This is a genomic window from Chryseobacterium oryzae (genome assembly GCF_022811665.1).
GTDB lineage: Bacteria > Bacteroidota > Bacteroidia > Flavobacteriales > Weeksellaceae > Chryseobacterium > Chryseobacterium oryzae.
This window is the reverse complement of the sequence record NZ_CP094529.1, coordinates 1,389,830-1,404,193: the sequence shown is the minus strand read 5'-3', so window position 1 is coordinate 1,404,193 and position 14,364 is coordinate 1,389,830. Positions and strand designations below refer to the sequence as shown.

Below are 14,364 nucleotides of genomic sequence, written 5' to 3'. Positions count from 1 at the left end.
AGTTCAAATACAAAATATTATAATATGCAAAGAATTTTACAAAAATGGTGTGCAGTTTTAGTCATGTTGCCGGGATTATTTATCAGCCAAACGTATCAATGGCAATGGGCGAAACAAGCTGGTGGCCAGACGGGGTCTGGAAATTCTGGATTTACTTATACTGTAGATGAATCCATAAGAGATGTAGTTGTTGATAGTGATAATAACACGTATTATTTGGCGAAAATTTGGAATCAGGGACAAAATGTTGATGGGACATCAGTACCAAATTATGGAAATAGTGATTTAATTATATACTCTACAGATTGTCAAGGGATTTTAAGATGGAGTACGGTAATTGGAGGAACTGGTAATCTTGATTCTGCATGGAATATTGAGGTTGATAATAATGGTGGAGTATATCTTTTAGCAAGTCTTTGGAATGAAGGATATTCATATCAGCCAACCTCAATTCCTACACATTTAGACAATAGTCAATCGCTACCAGCCATTGTTGCAATGGACGCGACAACTCAAGATGCAGGATTTAAAACATCCTATCTATTAAAATACAATTCATCTACCGGTAGTTTAATTTGGAATAAGCCATTACAAGGCAATATAAATTTTCTATTACGTCAAAGTGATTCTCAAATGATGTGTATGGATTCATCAAAAAATATTCATGCCATTTTAGGATTTAAAGCAGGAACGCATTTGGATGGTCTCATTACTGTTCCTTCAAGTTTCACAAATACTTATCAATATTACTTAGTAAAATTTAATTATAATAATACCACTGGGAATATGACACCCGCAACTCCTGTTCTTTTGCCTATTACAGGAAGTCTTTATCCGGGACTTGAACACGGTAAAGTAAATATGGTATATGATGAAGGTTTGAGTCGTTATTATTTAGCTGGAACAAGAGGTAGTACAGGTAATTTGATTGATTTTTCCTTTAATAATATTTCTTTTACAAAGGAAGCATATCTCTTGGCATTTAATGTTAATGGCACTATCGTAACAGAAGCTTGGAGAAAAGAAATTGAAGCTGGCAATGCAAATTCTGATGAAGAAATTCACTCCATTATTAAAGATACTAATTCTTCCGATATTTATATATCTGGTCGATATTTTTCTGTAAATTCAACAGCAACTTTTGGAAATTATACTTTTCCGACGACGTCATACAATGGACACATTCCATTTGTTGTTAAGCTAAATTCAGCCGGAAATGTCCTATGGTCTAAGATTGCAGATGGGGCACCAGGAACCGTTGGTAATGCAACTTATGGTTTCATGAAAGGTCGAATTGTTCAAAACGGTAATGAAATAGGCTTTGCTCATGGAAGTTGGGGAAGTGCTTGGGGAAGCTACAATATGACCAGACCAAGCGGTGATCGAGCAGATCCAATTCTTGTTCGTTTAAACAAAGATTCAGGAGCAGTCTTGGGAATGGGTGACGTTCTTAGTAATCAGGGAACCATAGATGAATTTACTGCGATAACAGTTGATAATGACGGGAATTATGTTTTAGGTGGTTTTTTCCATCAGCAATTGTTTACTGATGCTAATGATAATGTACCAACTATGGCGATAAATGTTACAGCGGGAAAATCTCAGAATTTCTTTACAAAATATGCAAAGACACCTTGTAGTAACCTTTCGGTAGAAGAAACCTCTGCTGAAGCTGGTCTACAGTTTTATCCAAATCCCGTTCAGGATTTCCTGACGATCAAAAGCAAAAATAATTTGGAAAGCTATGAAGTGTATTCTTCCGTTGGGCAAAGTGTTTTAAGAGGAAGATTAGGGAGTAAAAATGCACAAATTAATATGAGTGGACTGACAGCTGGTGTTTATTATGTGAAAGTAAAAACTGAAAAGGCTGTCGTGACGGAGAAGGTGGTGAAGAGATAGAATAAAAACCAATAACTATGCAAAGAATTTTACAAAAATGGTGTGCAGTTTTAGTCATTTTGCCGGGATTATTTATCAGCCAAACGTATCAATGGCAATGGGCGAAACAAGCTGGAGGACAGACTGGGTCTGGCAATTCTGGGTTTACTTATACTTCAGATGAATCTATAAGAGATGTAGTTGTTGATAGTGATAATAACACGTATTATTTGGCGAAAATTTGGAATCAGGGACAAAATGTTGATGGGACATCAGTACCAAATTATGGAAATAGTGATTTAATTATATACTCTACAGATTGTCAAGGGATTTTAAGATGGAGTACGGTAATTGGAGGAACTGGTAATCTTGATTCTGCATGGAATATTGAGGTTGATAATAATGGTGGAGTATATCTTTTAGCAAGCCTTTGGAATGAAGGATATTCTTACCAAACAAGCTCAATCCCGACACATTTAGATAACAGTCAAACCTTACCAGCTATTACCGCAATGGATGCGACAACTCAAGATGCAGGATTTAAAACATCTTATCTTCTAAAATATAATTCATCTACTGGGAATTTAGTTTGGAACAAGCCTTTACAAGGGAATGTGAATTTTCTACTGCGTCAAAGTGATTCTCAAATGATGTGTATGGATTCATCAAAAAACATTCATGCCATTTTAGGATTTAAAGCAGGAACGCATTTGGATGGTCTCATTACTGTTCCTTCAAGTTTCACAAATACTTATCAATATTACTTAGTAAAATTTAATTATAATAGTACCACTGGGAATATGACACCCGCAACTCCTGTTCTTTTGCCTATTACAGGAAGTCTTATTCAGGACTTGAACAAGGTAAAGTAAATATGGTATATGATGAAGCCTTGAGTCGTTATTATTTAGCAGGAATAAGAGGTGATACTGGTACTTTCACAGATTTTTCTTTTAATAATACTTCTTTCAACAAACAGGCTTTTCTTCTTGCATTTAATGTTTCAGGAAGTACAGTCTCAGAAGCTTGGAGAAAGGAATTGGACAATGGGCAAACAACTATGGATGATGAAATTCATTCTATTATCAAAGATGCAAACACCTCAGACATTTATATTTCAGGTCGGTACTCTTCTTTAAATTCAACAGCTACTTTTGGAAGTTATACTTTCCCTGCTGTGACATATTTTGGACATATACCTTTTATAATGAAGTTAAATTCAGCAGGTAATGTTCAGTGGGCTAAAATTCCAGACGCAATACCTACCAGCGTTAATACACAAGGCTATCGTTTTATGAAAGGCAGACTTGCACAAAATGCTAATGAAATAGGTTTTGCCCACGGTACTGCAGGCTCTGTATGGGGAAGCTACTCCTTAGTTCGACCTAGTGGATATGGTGTCGACCCGATTTTGGTTCGTTTAAACAAAGATTCAGGAGCAGTCTTGGGAATGGGAGAAGTTTGGAGCAACTCAGGAACTACAGATGAATTTACTGCAATAACAGTTGATAATGACGGGAATTATGTTTTAGGTGGTTTTTTCCATCAGCAATTGTTTACTGATGCTAATGATAATGTACCAACTATGGTGATAAATGTTACAGCGGGAAAATCTCAGAATTTCTTTACAAAATATGCAAAGACACCTTGTAGTAACCTTTCGGTAGAAGAAACCTCTGCTGAAGCTGTTCTACAGTTTTATCCAAATCCTGTTCAGGATTTCCTGACGATCAAAAGCAAAAATAATTTGGAAAGCTATGAAGTGTATTCTTCCGTTGGGCAAAGTGTTTTAAGAGGAAGATTAGAGAGTAAAAATGCACAAATTAATATGAGTGATTTGACAGCAGGTGTTTATTATGTGAAAGTAAAAACGGAAAAGGCTGTCGTGACAGAGAAGGTGGTGAAAAAATAACTTTATCGGAATAAATATTTATAAACCGCAAAGACAAAATCTTTGCGGTTTTTTTTTTTTCAGATATCGTTGGTTCTTAAGCTGAATAAAATAGCACTAGGTTATTTTTTAGGATGTGTAAAATGAGACAGGGTGAATTATTCAAATGCTTATAATGACATGATCTTGATGAGAAACGTGCTATTATAATTCCTGAAGAGTATACTTTTCAAAATTTACTCATATTACTTTTTTTCTCTTAAACGCAAATCTAACAGAATTCATTTTTAACTTCTGCAAATCTAAAAATCTGATACAGTAAAATCTAATACAGCAAGATGTGTCATTGTACGTACAAACTTTTCAAGTTGTACTACAATGACGATCTTGCCTTTTTGAAAAAAGGGATAAAAAACTGCGGAACTTGTTTTTTTATTATTCTCAAAATTTTAAATAAGATTACGGATTCAACTTAATCTTTCTTTTTTAATCCCCATCGTTTTCAGCTAAGTACAGATTAATCGTTTTTGAACCAAACGTTTTGATTGCTATTGTTTTAGAAGGTTTTATCACTCAATTTTGTCTCAGAAATCTTAATCAAAATACCGATGAGAAAATTCATTTATTTATTTTTACTGTTAATAACTATATCACTCGAGGGACGGGTTGGTATCAATAACCAAACGTCTGAAGCTACTTTTAAAGTGGTCGGAAAACCAAATGATGTCAATTACTACGGCGGAATTATTCCCCAACGAATCCAAAGGGAATCAACTCACTGCTAAAACATATACCCTTGCTAAAGGAGGTGCTGTTGCTTATGTGACAACTAGACCGACTACCTTATCAGGGCAGGCTGTTTATATTCTGGAACCGGGATTATATTATTTTAATGAAATTTCGCCGAGGGATTTTTCAAAGGAAAAACAACCTGTTGAATATGTGATTACTGTAGTACCTGACCATACAGTACAGCAGACATTTCATCAACATCTAACTTGTCAATTCCGGCAAATGCATGGGGAAACAAAAATGCATATTTAACCGCATCAAAACAATACACTAGGGAACTTTTGAAAATTTCTAGCGGAACATTACAAAATCTACGTATTAACGGTAGCTTATCTTTTACTCGTGTTGATGGAACATTATATTACAATTATAAGGACATCGAAAAAATGTTGGAGAATAACAGGTTGAATGTTTTGTTCATTGTGCGATAACTTTAATTGTTTAATAATTTACTTTTTGTTACCACTTTTTGCAAGATTTTCAATCGTTAGACTACCTATTTGTCGGGTTTTCCAGAGATTTCAGTGACCTATTTTGATATTTTCACGATAGGTCACTAAATAGGTCACTTTCAATATGGTCTTTTTTGCTTTTCTTTGATACTACCGAAAAACAAAAAACGCTGTAAACATTGATGTTTACAGCGTTTTAGCTTATTTTGGTTCCCAACTGGCGGAGAGTGAGGGATTCGAACCCCCGGACCTGTTACAGTCAACAGTTTTCAAGACTGCCGCAATCGACCACTCTGCCAACTCTCCTTACTTACTACGATTTCTCGTTTTCAGTGGTGCAAATATAAAATGTTTTTTTATTTTGACCAAGCAAAAAATGACAAATTTTAAATCTACCAATTTTTATCAATCATAAAAACCATTTGAGTCATCACCACAGCTCCTAAAAGCAATTCTCTTTTGCTAACTTTATCGAATGTGTCTTTTTCAGAATGATGATAATCGAAATATCTTTGAGTATCCACAATTAACTCTGCAAGAGGAATACTGAGTTTTTTTAAAGGAGCAATATCCTGAATGGCATCGGTTTGTTCAAAATCGTAAATGCCATAAGGAAGAAAATAATTTTTCCATTCAAATATAAGTTTTCGGCGTTGTGGTGGCATATCTAAAGAAAATCCGCGAGGGGAGTAGCCACCGGCATCTGTGCCTAACGCAAAAATATGCTTTTCATCCTTTTTTCTTGATTGATTTTCGTAAGTATCTCTACCACGACCTCCATTTTCGCTATTGGCATAAAGAATAACTCTAAGAGTATGATTATTAGTATATCCCAAAGCTTTATAAGTACGCAAAACTTCAATACACTGGGCTACTCCTGCACCATCATCATGGGCTCCTTCGGCGAAATCCCAAGAATCGAGTTGTGCTCCAACAAGGATAATTTTATTGTCTTTTTTACCAGGAATTTCACCAATTACATTATAATTAATGGCTTCTCCTCTTGATTCTGCAGCCATATTAATCTTCGCCTTAACTGTTTGAGTTTTTAAAAGCTTTTCCAATTCATCTGCAGATTTTACTCCAATGGTCATTGCAGGAATTCTAACTTTATCGTCTGGCTCGTAATAAATCATTTTTGCATGCGGAACATCATCTGACGCTGTGGTTAGAGAGCGAATTATTAATGCTTTAGCTCCTTTTTTTCCAATAACCGATGCAGAAAGTAGTTTAGATTTTGCTGCAATCAGATAAGAATTTGTTGTATTGATGATGGTGGGATCTATAACATAATTTACAAAAATAATTTTATCCTTTACCTGAGCCGTTGTGAGATTTACAAGCTCCTGAATATCATTCACCAAAAGTATATCTGCAATAAGATCTTTCCCTTTTGTTCCTTCAGAATTTCCAAAAGATAACATTCGGATATTTTTCCAATCACCACTTGAGGTTTTTATGTGTAGAGATTCTTTCCCACGAACCCAGACCGGAACTTTTACTTCCTGTTTCCAAACATTTTCCGCACCGGCTTCTTTCAGTTTATTTTCTGCCCATTCCGTTGCGGCTGCATATCCCGGAGTGGCACTGAATCTTGCTCCGATACCTTTCGTAAGTTCGCCTAAATTACTATATGCTGTTCCGTGAAGGAAAATTTCGTCTGAAATCTTCTTAAACTCTTCAGAATAATTGAATTTGGGAACAGGTTTTAGTTTTCGTACAGTTAATTTCTGCGAAAATAAAAATCCACTCAAAAAGAGTGGAAGTATGATGAGTAGAATCTTTTTCATTTTTACTGACCGTTTTCTTTTCGGAGCATAAAAATAAAGAAAAAAACAGATAGTTATTGTTTCATATCGTACATTAATAAGGCAGTTACCAATTTAGGCTCTATAAATGTACATTTTGGAGGCATTCTTAGCTTAAGATCAGAAATTTTTATCATGTCGTTAAAGCTCACGGGATAAATACCAAATCCTACTTTACCTTCGCCATTGTCTATTTTTTCTTTTAAAATATTAATTCCTTCAATGTTTGAAGTTCCTTTGATGTATATAATTTCATCGGAACTATCAGAATCTTCAATATTCAAAATTTCATTGATAATATATTTATCTAAGATATGATGATCTAAATTATCTAACGACATTTCTTGTGAACGAAGATCATGCTTTACGTGAAGAGAATAGAATTTTCCATCCAAATACATCGAAATATGAAACTTTTGAGAAGGGTAGTATGGTGTTTCTCCTTTTTCGTGAATTAAAAAATATTTTTCAATTTTTTCTAAAAAATCCTGAGTAGAAAGGTCACCAATACTTTTTACAATTCTGTTATAATCATGAATTTTAATAGATTGGTTAGAAACAATGAAACTATATACAAAATTGTAAGCTTCTGTACCGTTATGTCTCTTATTCTTGTCTTTCAGACGTTTTGCGTTGAGTGCTGTAGAGCCAATTCTGTGATGACCGTCTGCAATATAAAATGAATCTATTTGATCGATAACTTCCTTAAACTGTTGAAGTTTTAGACGATTATCTATTCTCCATATTTTATGTCTGATTCCTATGGTGTCCGTATGATTAAAAATTGGAACATTTTTCTCTTCATGATTCATCAGTAATTCTATCTTAGAATTGGATGGATACGTAAGCAAAACAGGTTCTGCCTGAAGATTAACTTTCTCCAGATAATGAGCCAGTTTTTCCTTTTTCTGAGGAATCGTACTCTCGTGTCTTTTTATTTTTCCGTCCCAGAAATCTTCAATGCTTGCTAAACCTAAAAGCCCTCTGAATACCTGTTTGTTAGGATAAATTTGTTCGTAAAGATAATAAGCAGAATTATCCTGAATAAGAACATTTTCTTCCATAAGTTCCTCAAAAGTGGAACGTATTTTCCTTAAATTCCGGTCAATATCCTTAGATTTACTTACAACATAAGGTTTAATCATGTTGATGTAAGTTTTTTCTACTTGCGCTTTTTCTGCAATTTCGCTCTGTGTAAAATTATCCAAAGGATGTGTAGGAAATGTAGCTTCATGATCTTTATGAGGTCTAATTCCACGGAAAGGTTTAAAAACAGGCATATATATATTATAGTTTCTTTTTAATTTCAATAATTTGTTTGGCAAGCTCTACACCGATTTTTTCTTGCGCATCTACGGTATTTCCACCAAGATGGGGGGTAAGAGACAGGTTCGGATTCATCAGTAAAATAAGTTCGGGGGCCGGTTCATTTTCGAAAACATCTAAAGCTGCTCCTGCCACTTTTCCGGATTCTATAAAATCTAATAAAGTTACTTCGTTTATTACGCCACCTCTTGCAGTATTTACAATGAAAACTCCATCTTTCATTTTTTCAAACTGCGGAGTATCAATGATATATTCTGTAGTTTTTGGGGTGTTGATACTGATGAAATCTACTTCTTTTAAGAACTCGTCTGTATTATTGGTAGAAGTGACTTCAAAATTAAGTTTTTGACCATCAAAAAAATCTAAACTAAGGGTTTCTGTCTTAGGTTTTCGGGTAAGAACTTTTACTTTCATTCCCAAAGAAATCCCCATTTTTACCACTTCTTGTCCGATACTTCCAAAGCCTATAACTCCCAAGGTTTTACCGGATAATTCATACGCTTTACTGAAAGTTTTTTTCATGGCATTGAAGTGAGTTTCTCCCTCCAATGGCATTAATCTGTTGGATTCGTGTAAAAATCTAGCCAACGAGAAAAAATGGGCGAAAACCAATTCTGCAACAGATTTAGATGAGGCAGTTGGAGTATTAATAACATATAACCCTTTTTCAATTGCATATTCCACATCAATGTTATCCATCCCAATTCCGCCTCTTCCAACTATTTTTAGTCCAGGACAGGCATCAATAAGGTTTTTTCTCACTTTTGTGGCACTTCTCACCAAAAGAACATCTACATTGTTCTCGTTGATAAAACTAATGACATGATCTTGAGCAACTCTATTGTCTAATACTTCAATTCCTGCTTCTTTTAAAGCAATTTCTCCAGCTTTGGAAATTCCATCGTTAGCTAAAACTTTCATTACTTATAATTGATTTAAAGATTTTTTAATCTGGTAATCTGTTCTTTCTTAACTGAGTCGCAAATTAAGAAAATTTATTGTAATGAAAATAATCTTATAATTGACGAAGATTTTACGAAGAAATTACTTCAGCGATTTCATTACATCTACCAGAACCTGAACACTTTCTATAGGCAAAGCATTGTACATACTTGCTCTGTAACCGCCTAAACTTCTATGACCGTTCAAACCATTAATTCCTGCCGCTTTCCATGCTGCATCAAACTCTTCTTTTTTGGTTTCGTCTACCAGCTTAAAAGAAACATTCATTAAAGAACGGTCTTCTTTTACGCAGAAAGTTTCAAATAATGGGTTAGAATCTATTTCATCGTATAATAATTTAGCTTTTGCTTCATTTCTTGCTTCAGCAGCGGCAATTCCGCCATTGTTTTCTAAATGTTGCAAAGTGAGAAGTGATGCATAAACAGGGAATACAGGTGGAGTATTCAACATAGATTCTTTATTGATGTGCTGAGCATAATCGAAGTACGAAGGTATATTTTCTCTGCCTGTTTTTTCAAGAATTTCTTTCTTAATTACCACCAGAGTTACTCCTGCAGGTCCCATATTTTTCTGAGCTCCAGCGTAGATTAAATCGAATTTAGAAAAATCTAACTGTCTTGAGAAAATATCCGAACTCATATCACAAACCATAAGTGTATCTACCTCTGGAAAGCTTTTCATCTGAGTACCGTAAATGGTATTGTTTGATGTGCAGTGAAAATAATCGTATTCTGCACCTACTTTATAATCTTTAGGAATAAACGAATAGTTTTCTTCTTTTGAAGAACCAACAATATCTACACTTCCTACTTTTTTAGCTTCTTTTATAGCACCTGCAGCCCAAGTTCCTGTGTCTAGATAGGCTGCTTTTCCTCCAACTTTCATCAAGTTATAAGGAACCATGGCAAACTGAAGACTTGCACCTCCGCCTAAATATAAAACTTCGTAATCATCTCCAAGGTTCATTAATCTTTTTACGATTGCGCGTGCTTCATCCATTACCGGAACAAAATCCTTACTTCTGTGGGAGATTTCCAAAATAGATAAACCAATACCATTGAAATCCAGAATTGCTGCTGCAGATTTTTCGAAAACTTCCTGCGGTAAAATGCAAGGTCCTGCACTGAAATTATGTTTTTTACTCATTTCTTCTGTTTTTACTTTTATTAAATATTATTAGAGATTTGTTTAAAAAATTAAAAACCGCCTCATACTGGATGAGACGGAAGTTCTTATTCACCGTGTAAAAATGCTTTTTTATTCAGTAACGCTTCTTCTGATTCTACATGATCCTCATCTGGAACACAGCAATCTACAGGACATACCGCAGCACACTGTGGCTCCTCGTGAAAGCCTTTACATTCTGTACATTTGTCTGTAACAATAAAGTAAACATCATCACTTACGGGTTCTTGCGGCGCATTTGCATCCACTGTAAGACCAGAAGTAAGGGTAACCATTCCCGATAGTTCTGTTCCTTCTGAAGCTTTCCAATCTACAGCTCCTTCATAAATTGCATTATTAGGACATTCTGGTTCACAAGCTCCGCAGTTAATGCATTCATCAGTTATTTTAATAGCCATCGCTAATTTTTTTTAAATTTGCACAAAATTACAAAATATTCCCCAATTTTACAGCAATTATGAATAACGAAAAAAGAGTTTTAGGACTCAGCAGGTTAGGGCAGTACATTAAAGACTTTTTGGTAAAAGAATCTATCGATTTTAATGAAAATGAAGCCGAATTTGAACAGATATTAAAGAAATCTGAAATTGAAAACCCTTGGTTTACCATTGAGAATCAAAAAGATGCTTTAAAACAATGGTCGGAATTACTAACCGTAGAAAATATCAATTCTTGGCTTCAGGAATATTCCGAATCTAAAACATCTAAAAGGGTAGGACTGATTCTTGCCGGAAATATCCCATTAGTGGGATTTCATGATGTGATTTCTGTAATTTTAAGCAATCATATTCCTTTAATTAAATTATCTTCTAAAGACCGATTAATGATTCCTTATCTGTTGAAAATGTGGAATGAATTTTCTGATTCGGAAATGAATTTCAAATATGTTGAAAGATTAGAAAATTTTGATGCAGTTATCGCCACTGGAAGCAACAATACGGCAAGATATCTCGAATATTATTTCAACAATCATTTAAATATCATCAGAAAAAACAGAACATCTGTTTCCGTTTTGAAGGGAGATGAAACCCCGGAAGAACTCGCTCTTCTTGCAAAAGATATTTTTCAGTACTTTGGTCTGGGATGTAGAAATGTTACAAGAATTTTTATTCCTGAAGATTTTGTAATCGACAGGCTTTTCGAGAGTTTTATAGCATTTCAGGACATTATTAATCATCATAAATACGCCAATAATTATGATTATAATAGAGCAATTTACCTGTTAAACGGGGATAAATTCTGGGATAATAATTTTGTTATGCTTAAAGAAGATAACGGATTATTCAGTCCGCTTTCTGTCATTAATTTCAGCAGGTATACATCTCTTGATGAAGTAAAAACTTTTCTTTCAGAAAACGAAGAAAATATTCAATGCGTAGTTGCAAAAGATGAACTTGGAATAGATTCTATCTACTTTGGAGAAGCACAAAACCCTCAGCTGAATACTTATGCAGATAATGTAGATACTATGAAATTTTTAGAAGTTATCTGATAAATTTTGTATACATTTAGTGAGTTTAAATTATAAATAAATAAACATGATGAACGATTCTTTAGTAGCTTATTCAACAGATATTGAAAAAGCAGAATTTTACAAAAAAACATATATGCATGTTGCATTGGCAATTCTCGCCTTTATTGCAGTAGAAGCAATTTTGCTTAATGTAGTTCCACCAGACCTTATTTATATGATGGTCGGGCAAAAATACAGTTGGCTTTTGGTATTGGGAATTTTTTGGCTTGCTTCTTTTTTGGCTACAAAATGGTCTTTGGCACAAAGCAGATCTACCCAATATTTAGGATTAGGAATTTACATCTTATTAGAAGCAATCATATTTTTGCCGATGATGTACATTGCAATGGCTTATGCAGGAGGTGGAGAAGTGATTTTTCAGGCAGCGACGCTTACAGTAGCAATGTTTTCTGGAATTTCTTATGTTGCATTTACTTCTAAGAAAGATTTTTCTTTTTTAAGAAATATTATTGCAATAGGCGGATTTATTGCTATTGGATTAATCGTTGCTGGAATGATTTTCGGGTTCAATCTTGGTTTATGGTTTTCTGTAGGAATGGTAATTCTTGCATCTGCAACTATTTTGTACCAAACCAGCAAACTTAAAGATTCTTACAGTACAGATCAGTACGTAGGAGCATCTTTACAGCTTTTTGCTTCTATCATGCTTTTGTTCTGGTATATTTTAAGAATTTTAATGAGCAGAAGAAACTAAAATATTGATTTGTAGAATAAAATGTAAAATCCTGATAATGAAACTATCAGGATTTTTTGGTGATTTATTTTAAAGCTTTTGTAACAAGTGCACAGTCTGCAGATTTCAGTTCTTGTCCGTTTTTATAATCAATCTTTTTTTCGTCTGAATATCGCATTGTTCCTTTATCATCTTTTTGGGTTCCTATGCCTTCAGTAAGTGAATTATCTTTTTGGATGAAGAAAATATCTCTTTTGCTTACAGTTCCTTCAGCTGCAAATTCATAGGTGAGTTTTAGGGTATCGCCAGATTTATAACCAGATAATTCACCTTTGGAACTATCTTTTTCGAAATTTTTATAGCTCATTTTACCTGAAATTGTTCCCAAATTATCATCTAAACTTACAAAAACGCTGTCTTTACCGGTAATTCCCAGATAGCAAAATGTTTTAGCGTCTAAGCTATCAGTTTTTACAGTTTCTGAATTGATGTGTGAAGAATCTTTATTGCTTGGGAATGGCTTCGTATCTTTATTTTTATTGCATTGAATGAACATTACTGCAAAAGCAATTGTAAGTGTGAAGTTTTTCATATATAATTTTTTATTGATTTTTTAAAATTTAATACTTTTTAATTTTAGTTGTAATCCTAAGTTGATATGAAAGCAAAAATTAGACTATTCATTAATGATAACAGCATATTTACTAATCGCTGAGAATCGGCTGTATAATTTTTAGTTATAATGAATGAAGAATTTTTCATTTTTAACAATTTTCAAAAAACCAAATTCTGCCAAAATAGATACGTTTTAAATATTCAAAAAGTCCTATAATTTATATTATGTTAAATAGAGTATTTTTTCCAATTCATCTTAAATAATTTATGTAATGATAAGAAATTGAAATTAATCTAAATTAGTCTAATATTTTTTCTACTCATTAAAAACTATTTTAAAAAGAACAAAAAAAATGAAACTTACATAATATTGCAAATTTCATTTCTTATCAACTATTAGCAAAAATATATTATAGATGCTATGTTAAATTGAGCAACCATCTGGTCCACAAGATAAATCGTTAACAGAATCTTTTTTTATCAATTTTTCTGTTTCTGCATATGTTTGGCGTAAAGTATCTTCAAAAACTTCTGAAGGCTGAGCTCCGGAAACTCCATATTTACTATCAAACACAAAAAAAGGAACTCCCGAAACGCCATAAGCTTTTGCTTTATCAAAATCAGATTGAATTTCTGCATCAAAATCATTTGATTCTAAACATTTTTCAATTTCTTCTTCAGGAATACCTATATTTCCTCCAATTTCTACAAGATCGCTATTACTTCCGATATTTTTACCATCGAGGAAATGTGCTTTAAAAAGCTCCTCTTCCATCTCGATTGCTTTATTATATTTTTTAGCCAAATGAAGAAGTTTGTGTGCATTATATGTGTTGGTAATAATCGCATCTTTAAAATTAAAATCTATTCCGGCACGTTTTCCCATATCAATTACTTGTGCAGATAATTGCTGACCTTGTTCTCGCGAAATTCTTTTTTTTGCAGTAAAATATTCTTGGGTTGTCATTGTTTCGGAAGGATTCAGTGATGGATCAAGCTGAAAACTTTTCCATTCTACTTCTATCTCGTCTTTAAAAGGTAACTTATCTAACGCATTTTCAAAATTTTTCTTACCTATATAACAGAATGGGCACATAATGTCTGACCAAATTTCTACTTTCATAATTTCAAATTCAATTTAAATATAAATTTACAATACTTATCCTTTATATAGATAGCATTTTTATGCAAAAAAAATATGATGTATATTATAAATTTCAATGAGAGAATGTATATTTGAAAAAATA

General features: G+C 33.5%; 13 protein-coding genes and 1 tRNA gene. 6 read left to right on the top strand and 8 right to left on the bottom strand.

The genetic code is table 11. The features are described 5' to 3' along the window. Positions 1–24 precede the first annotated feature (24 nt). The 4 genes from MTP08_RS06500 to MTP08_RS06485 all read left to right on the top strand — a co-directional run bounded on the left by MTP08_RS06500 (position 25) and on the right by MTP08_RS06485 (position 4,813). Entirely contained in the window at positions 25–1,899 is a 1,875-nt protein-coding gene (locus tag MTP08_RS06500; RefSeq protein WP_243577583.1) for a T9SS type A sorting domain-containing protein, read from the top strand. 17 nt (positions 1,900–1,916) lie between these two features. Continuing rightward, positions 1,917–2,750: an NHL repeat-containing protein gene (locus MTP08_RS06495; protein ID WP_243577582.1), complete on the top strand. Its 834-nt coding sequence runs from the start codon at positions 1,917–1,919 to the stop codon at positions 2,748–2,750. A 2-nt stretch (positions 2,751–2,752) separates the two neighbouring features. Then, positions 2,753–3,790, top strand: a complete 1,038-nt coding sequence (locus MTP08_RS06490) for a T9SS type A sorting domain-containing protein (RefSeq protein WP_243577581.1) — start codon at positions 2,753–2,755, stop codon at positions 3,788–3,790. A 699-nt stretch (positions 3,791–4,489) separates the two neighbouring features. After that, positions 4,490–4,813 (top strand): hypothetical protein, encoded by a 324-nt coding sequence (locus MTP08_RS06485; protein ID WP_243577767.1) that lies wholly within the window; start codon positions 4,490–4,492, stop codon positions 4,811–4,813. A 418-nt stretch (positions 4,814–5,231) separates the two neighbouring features. On the opposite strand, the gene MTP08_RS06475 is transcribed toward MTP08_RS06485, so the two are convergent. The 6 genes from MTP08_RS06475 to MTP08_RS06450 all read right to left on the bottom strand — a co-directional run bounded on the left by MTP08_RS06475 (position 5,232) and on the right by MTP08_RS06450 (position 10,693). After that, positions 5,232–5,319, bottom strand: a tRNA-Ser gene (locus tag MTP08_RS06475). A gap of 86 nt (positions 5,320–5,405) precedes the next feature. Further along, a complete protein-coding gene (locus MTP08_RS06470; protein ID WP_243577580.1) occupies positions 5,406–6,803 on the bottom strand; it encodes a M28 family peptidase in 1,398 nt (465 codons plus the stop codon). A gap of 53 nt (positions 6,804–6,856) precedes the next feature. After that, positions 6,857–8,101, bottom strand: a complete 1,245-nt coding sequence (locus MTP08_RS06465; protein WP_243577579.1) for a DUF1015 domain-containing protein — start codon at positions 8,099–8,101, stop codon at positions 6,857–6,859. A 7-nt stretch (positions 8,102–8,108) separates the two neighbouring features. Further along, positions 8,109–9,068: a D-2-hydroxyacid dehydrogenase gene (locus MTP08_RS06460; protein ID WP_243577578.1), complete on the bottom strand. Its 960-nt coding sequence runs from the start codon at positions 9,066–9,068 to the stop codon at positions 8,109–8,111. A gap of 123 nt (positions 9,069–9,191) precedes the next feature. Beyond that, a complete protein-coding gene (gene serC, locus MTP08_RS06455; RefSeq protein ID WP_243577577.1) occupies positions 9,192–10,256 on the bottom strand; it encodes a 3-phosphoserine/phosphohydroxythreonine transaminase in 1,065 nt (354 codons plus the stop codon). Between the two features lie 86 nt (positions 10,257–10,342). Further along, positions 10,343–10,693, bottom strand: coding sequence for a 4Fe-4S binding protein (locus MTP08_RS06450; protein WP_243577576.1), 351 nt, complete (start codon positions 10,691–10,693; stop codon positions 10,343–10,345). Between the two features lie 59 nt (positions 10,694–10,752). Here MTP08_RS06450 and MTP08_RS06445 point away from each other — a divergent pair, with 59 nt between their 5' ends. After that, a complete protein-coding gene (locus tag MTP08_RS06445; RefSeq protein ID WP_243577575.1) occupies positions 10,753–11,787 on the top strand; it encodes an acyl-CoA reductase in 1,035 nt (344 codons plus the stop codon). A gap of 46 nt (positions 11,788–11,833) precedes the next feature. Next, the gene (locus MTP08_RS06440) at positions 11,834–12,523 is read left to right on the top strand and encodes a Bax inhibitor-1/YccA family protein (protein ID WP_243577574.1); all 690 of its coding nucleotides are present in this window, start codon (positions 11,834–11,836) and stop codon (positions 12,521–12,523) included. A 64-nt stretch (positions 12,524–12,587) separates the two neighbouring features. On the opposite strand, the gene MTP08_RS06435 is transcribed toward MTP08_RS06440, so the two are convergent. Together MTP08_RS06435 and MTP08_RS06430 are read right to left on the bottom strand one after the other, a co-directional pair. Next, positions 12,588–13,094 carry a hypothetical protein gene (locus tag MTP08_RS06435; RefSeq protein ID WP_243577573.1) on the bottom strand — a complete coding sequence of 169 codons (507 nt, stop codon included), beginning with the start codon at positions 13,092–13,094 and terminating at the stop codon, positions 12,588–12,590. Between the two features lie 447 nt (positions 13,095–13,541). Further along, positions 13,542–14,240, bottom strand: coding sequence for a DsbA family oxidoreductase (locus MTP08_RS06430; RefSeq protein ID WP_243577572.1), 699 nt, complete (start codon positions 14,238–14,240; stop codon positions 13,542–13,544). Between the last annotated feature and the right edge of the window lie 124 nt (positions 14,241–14,364).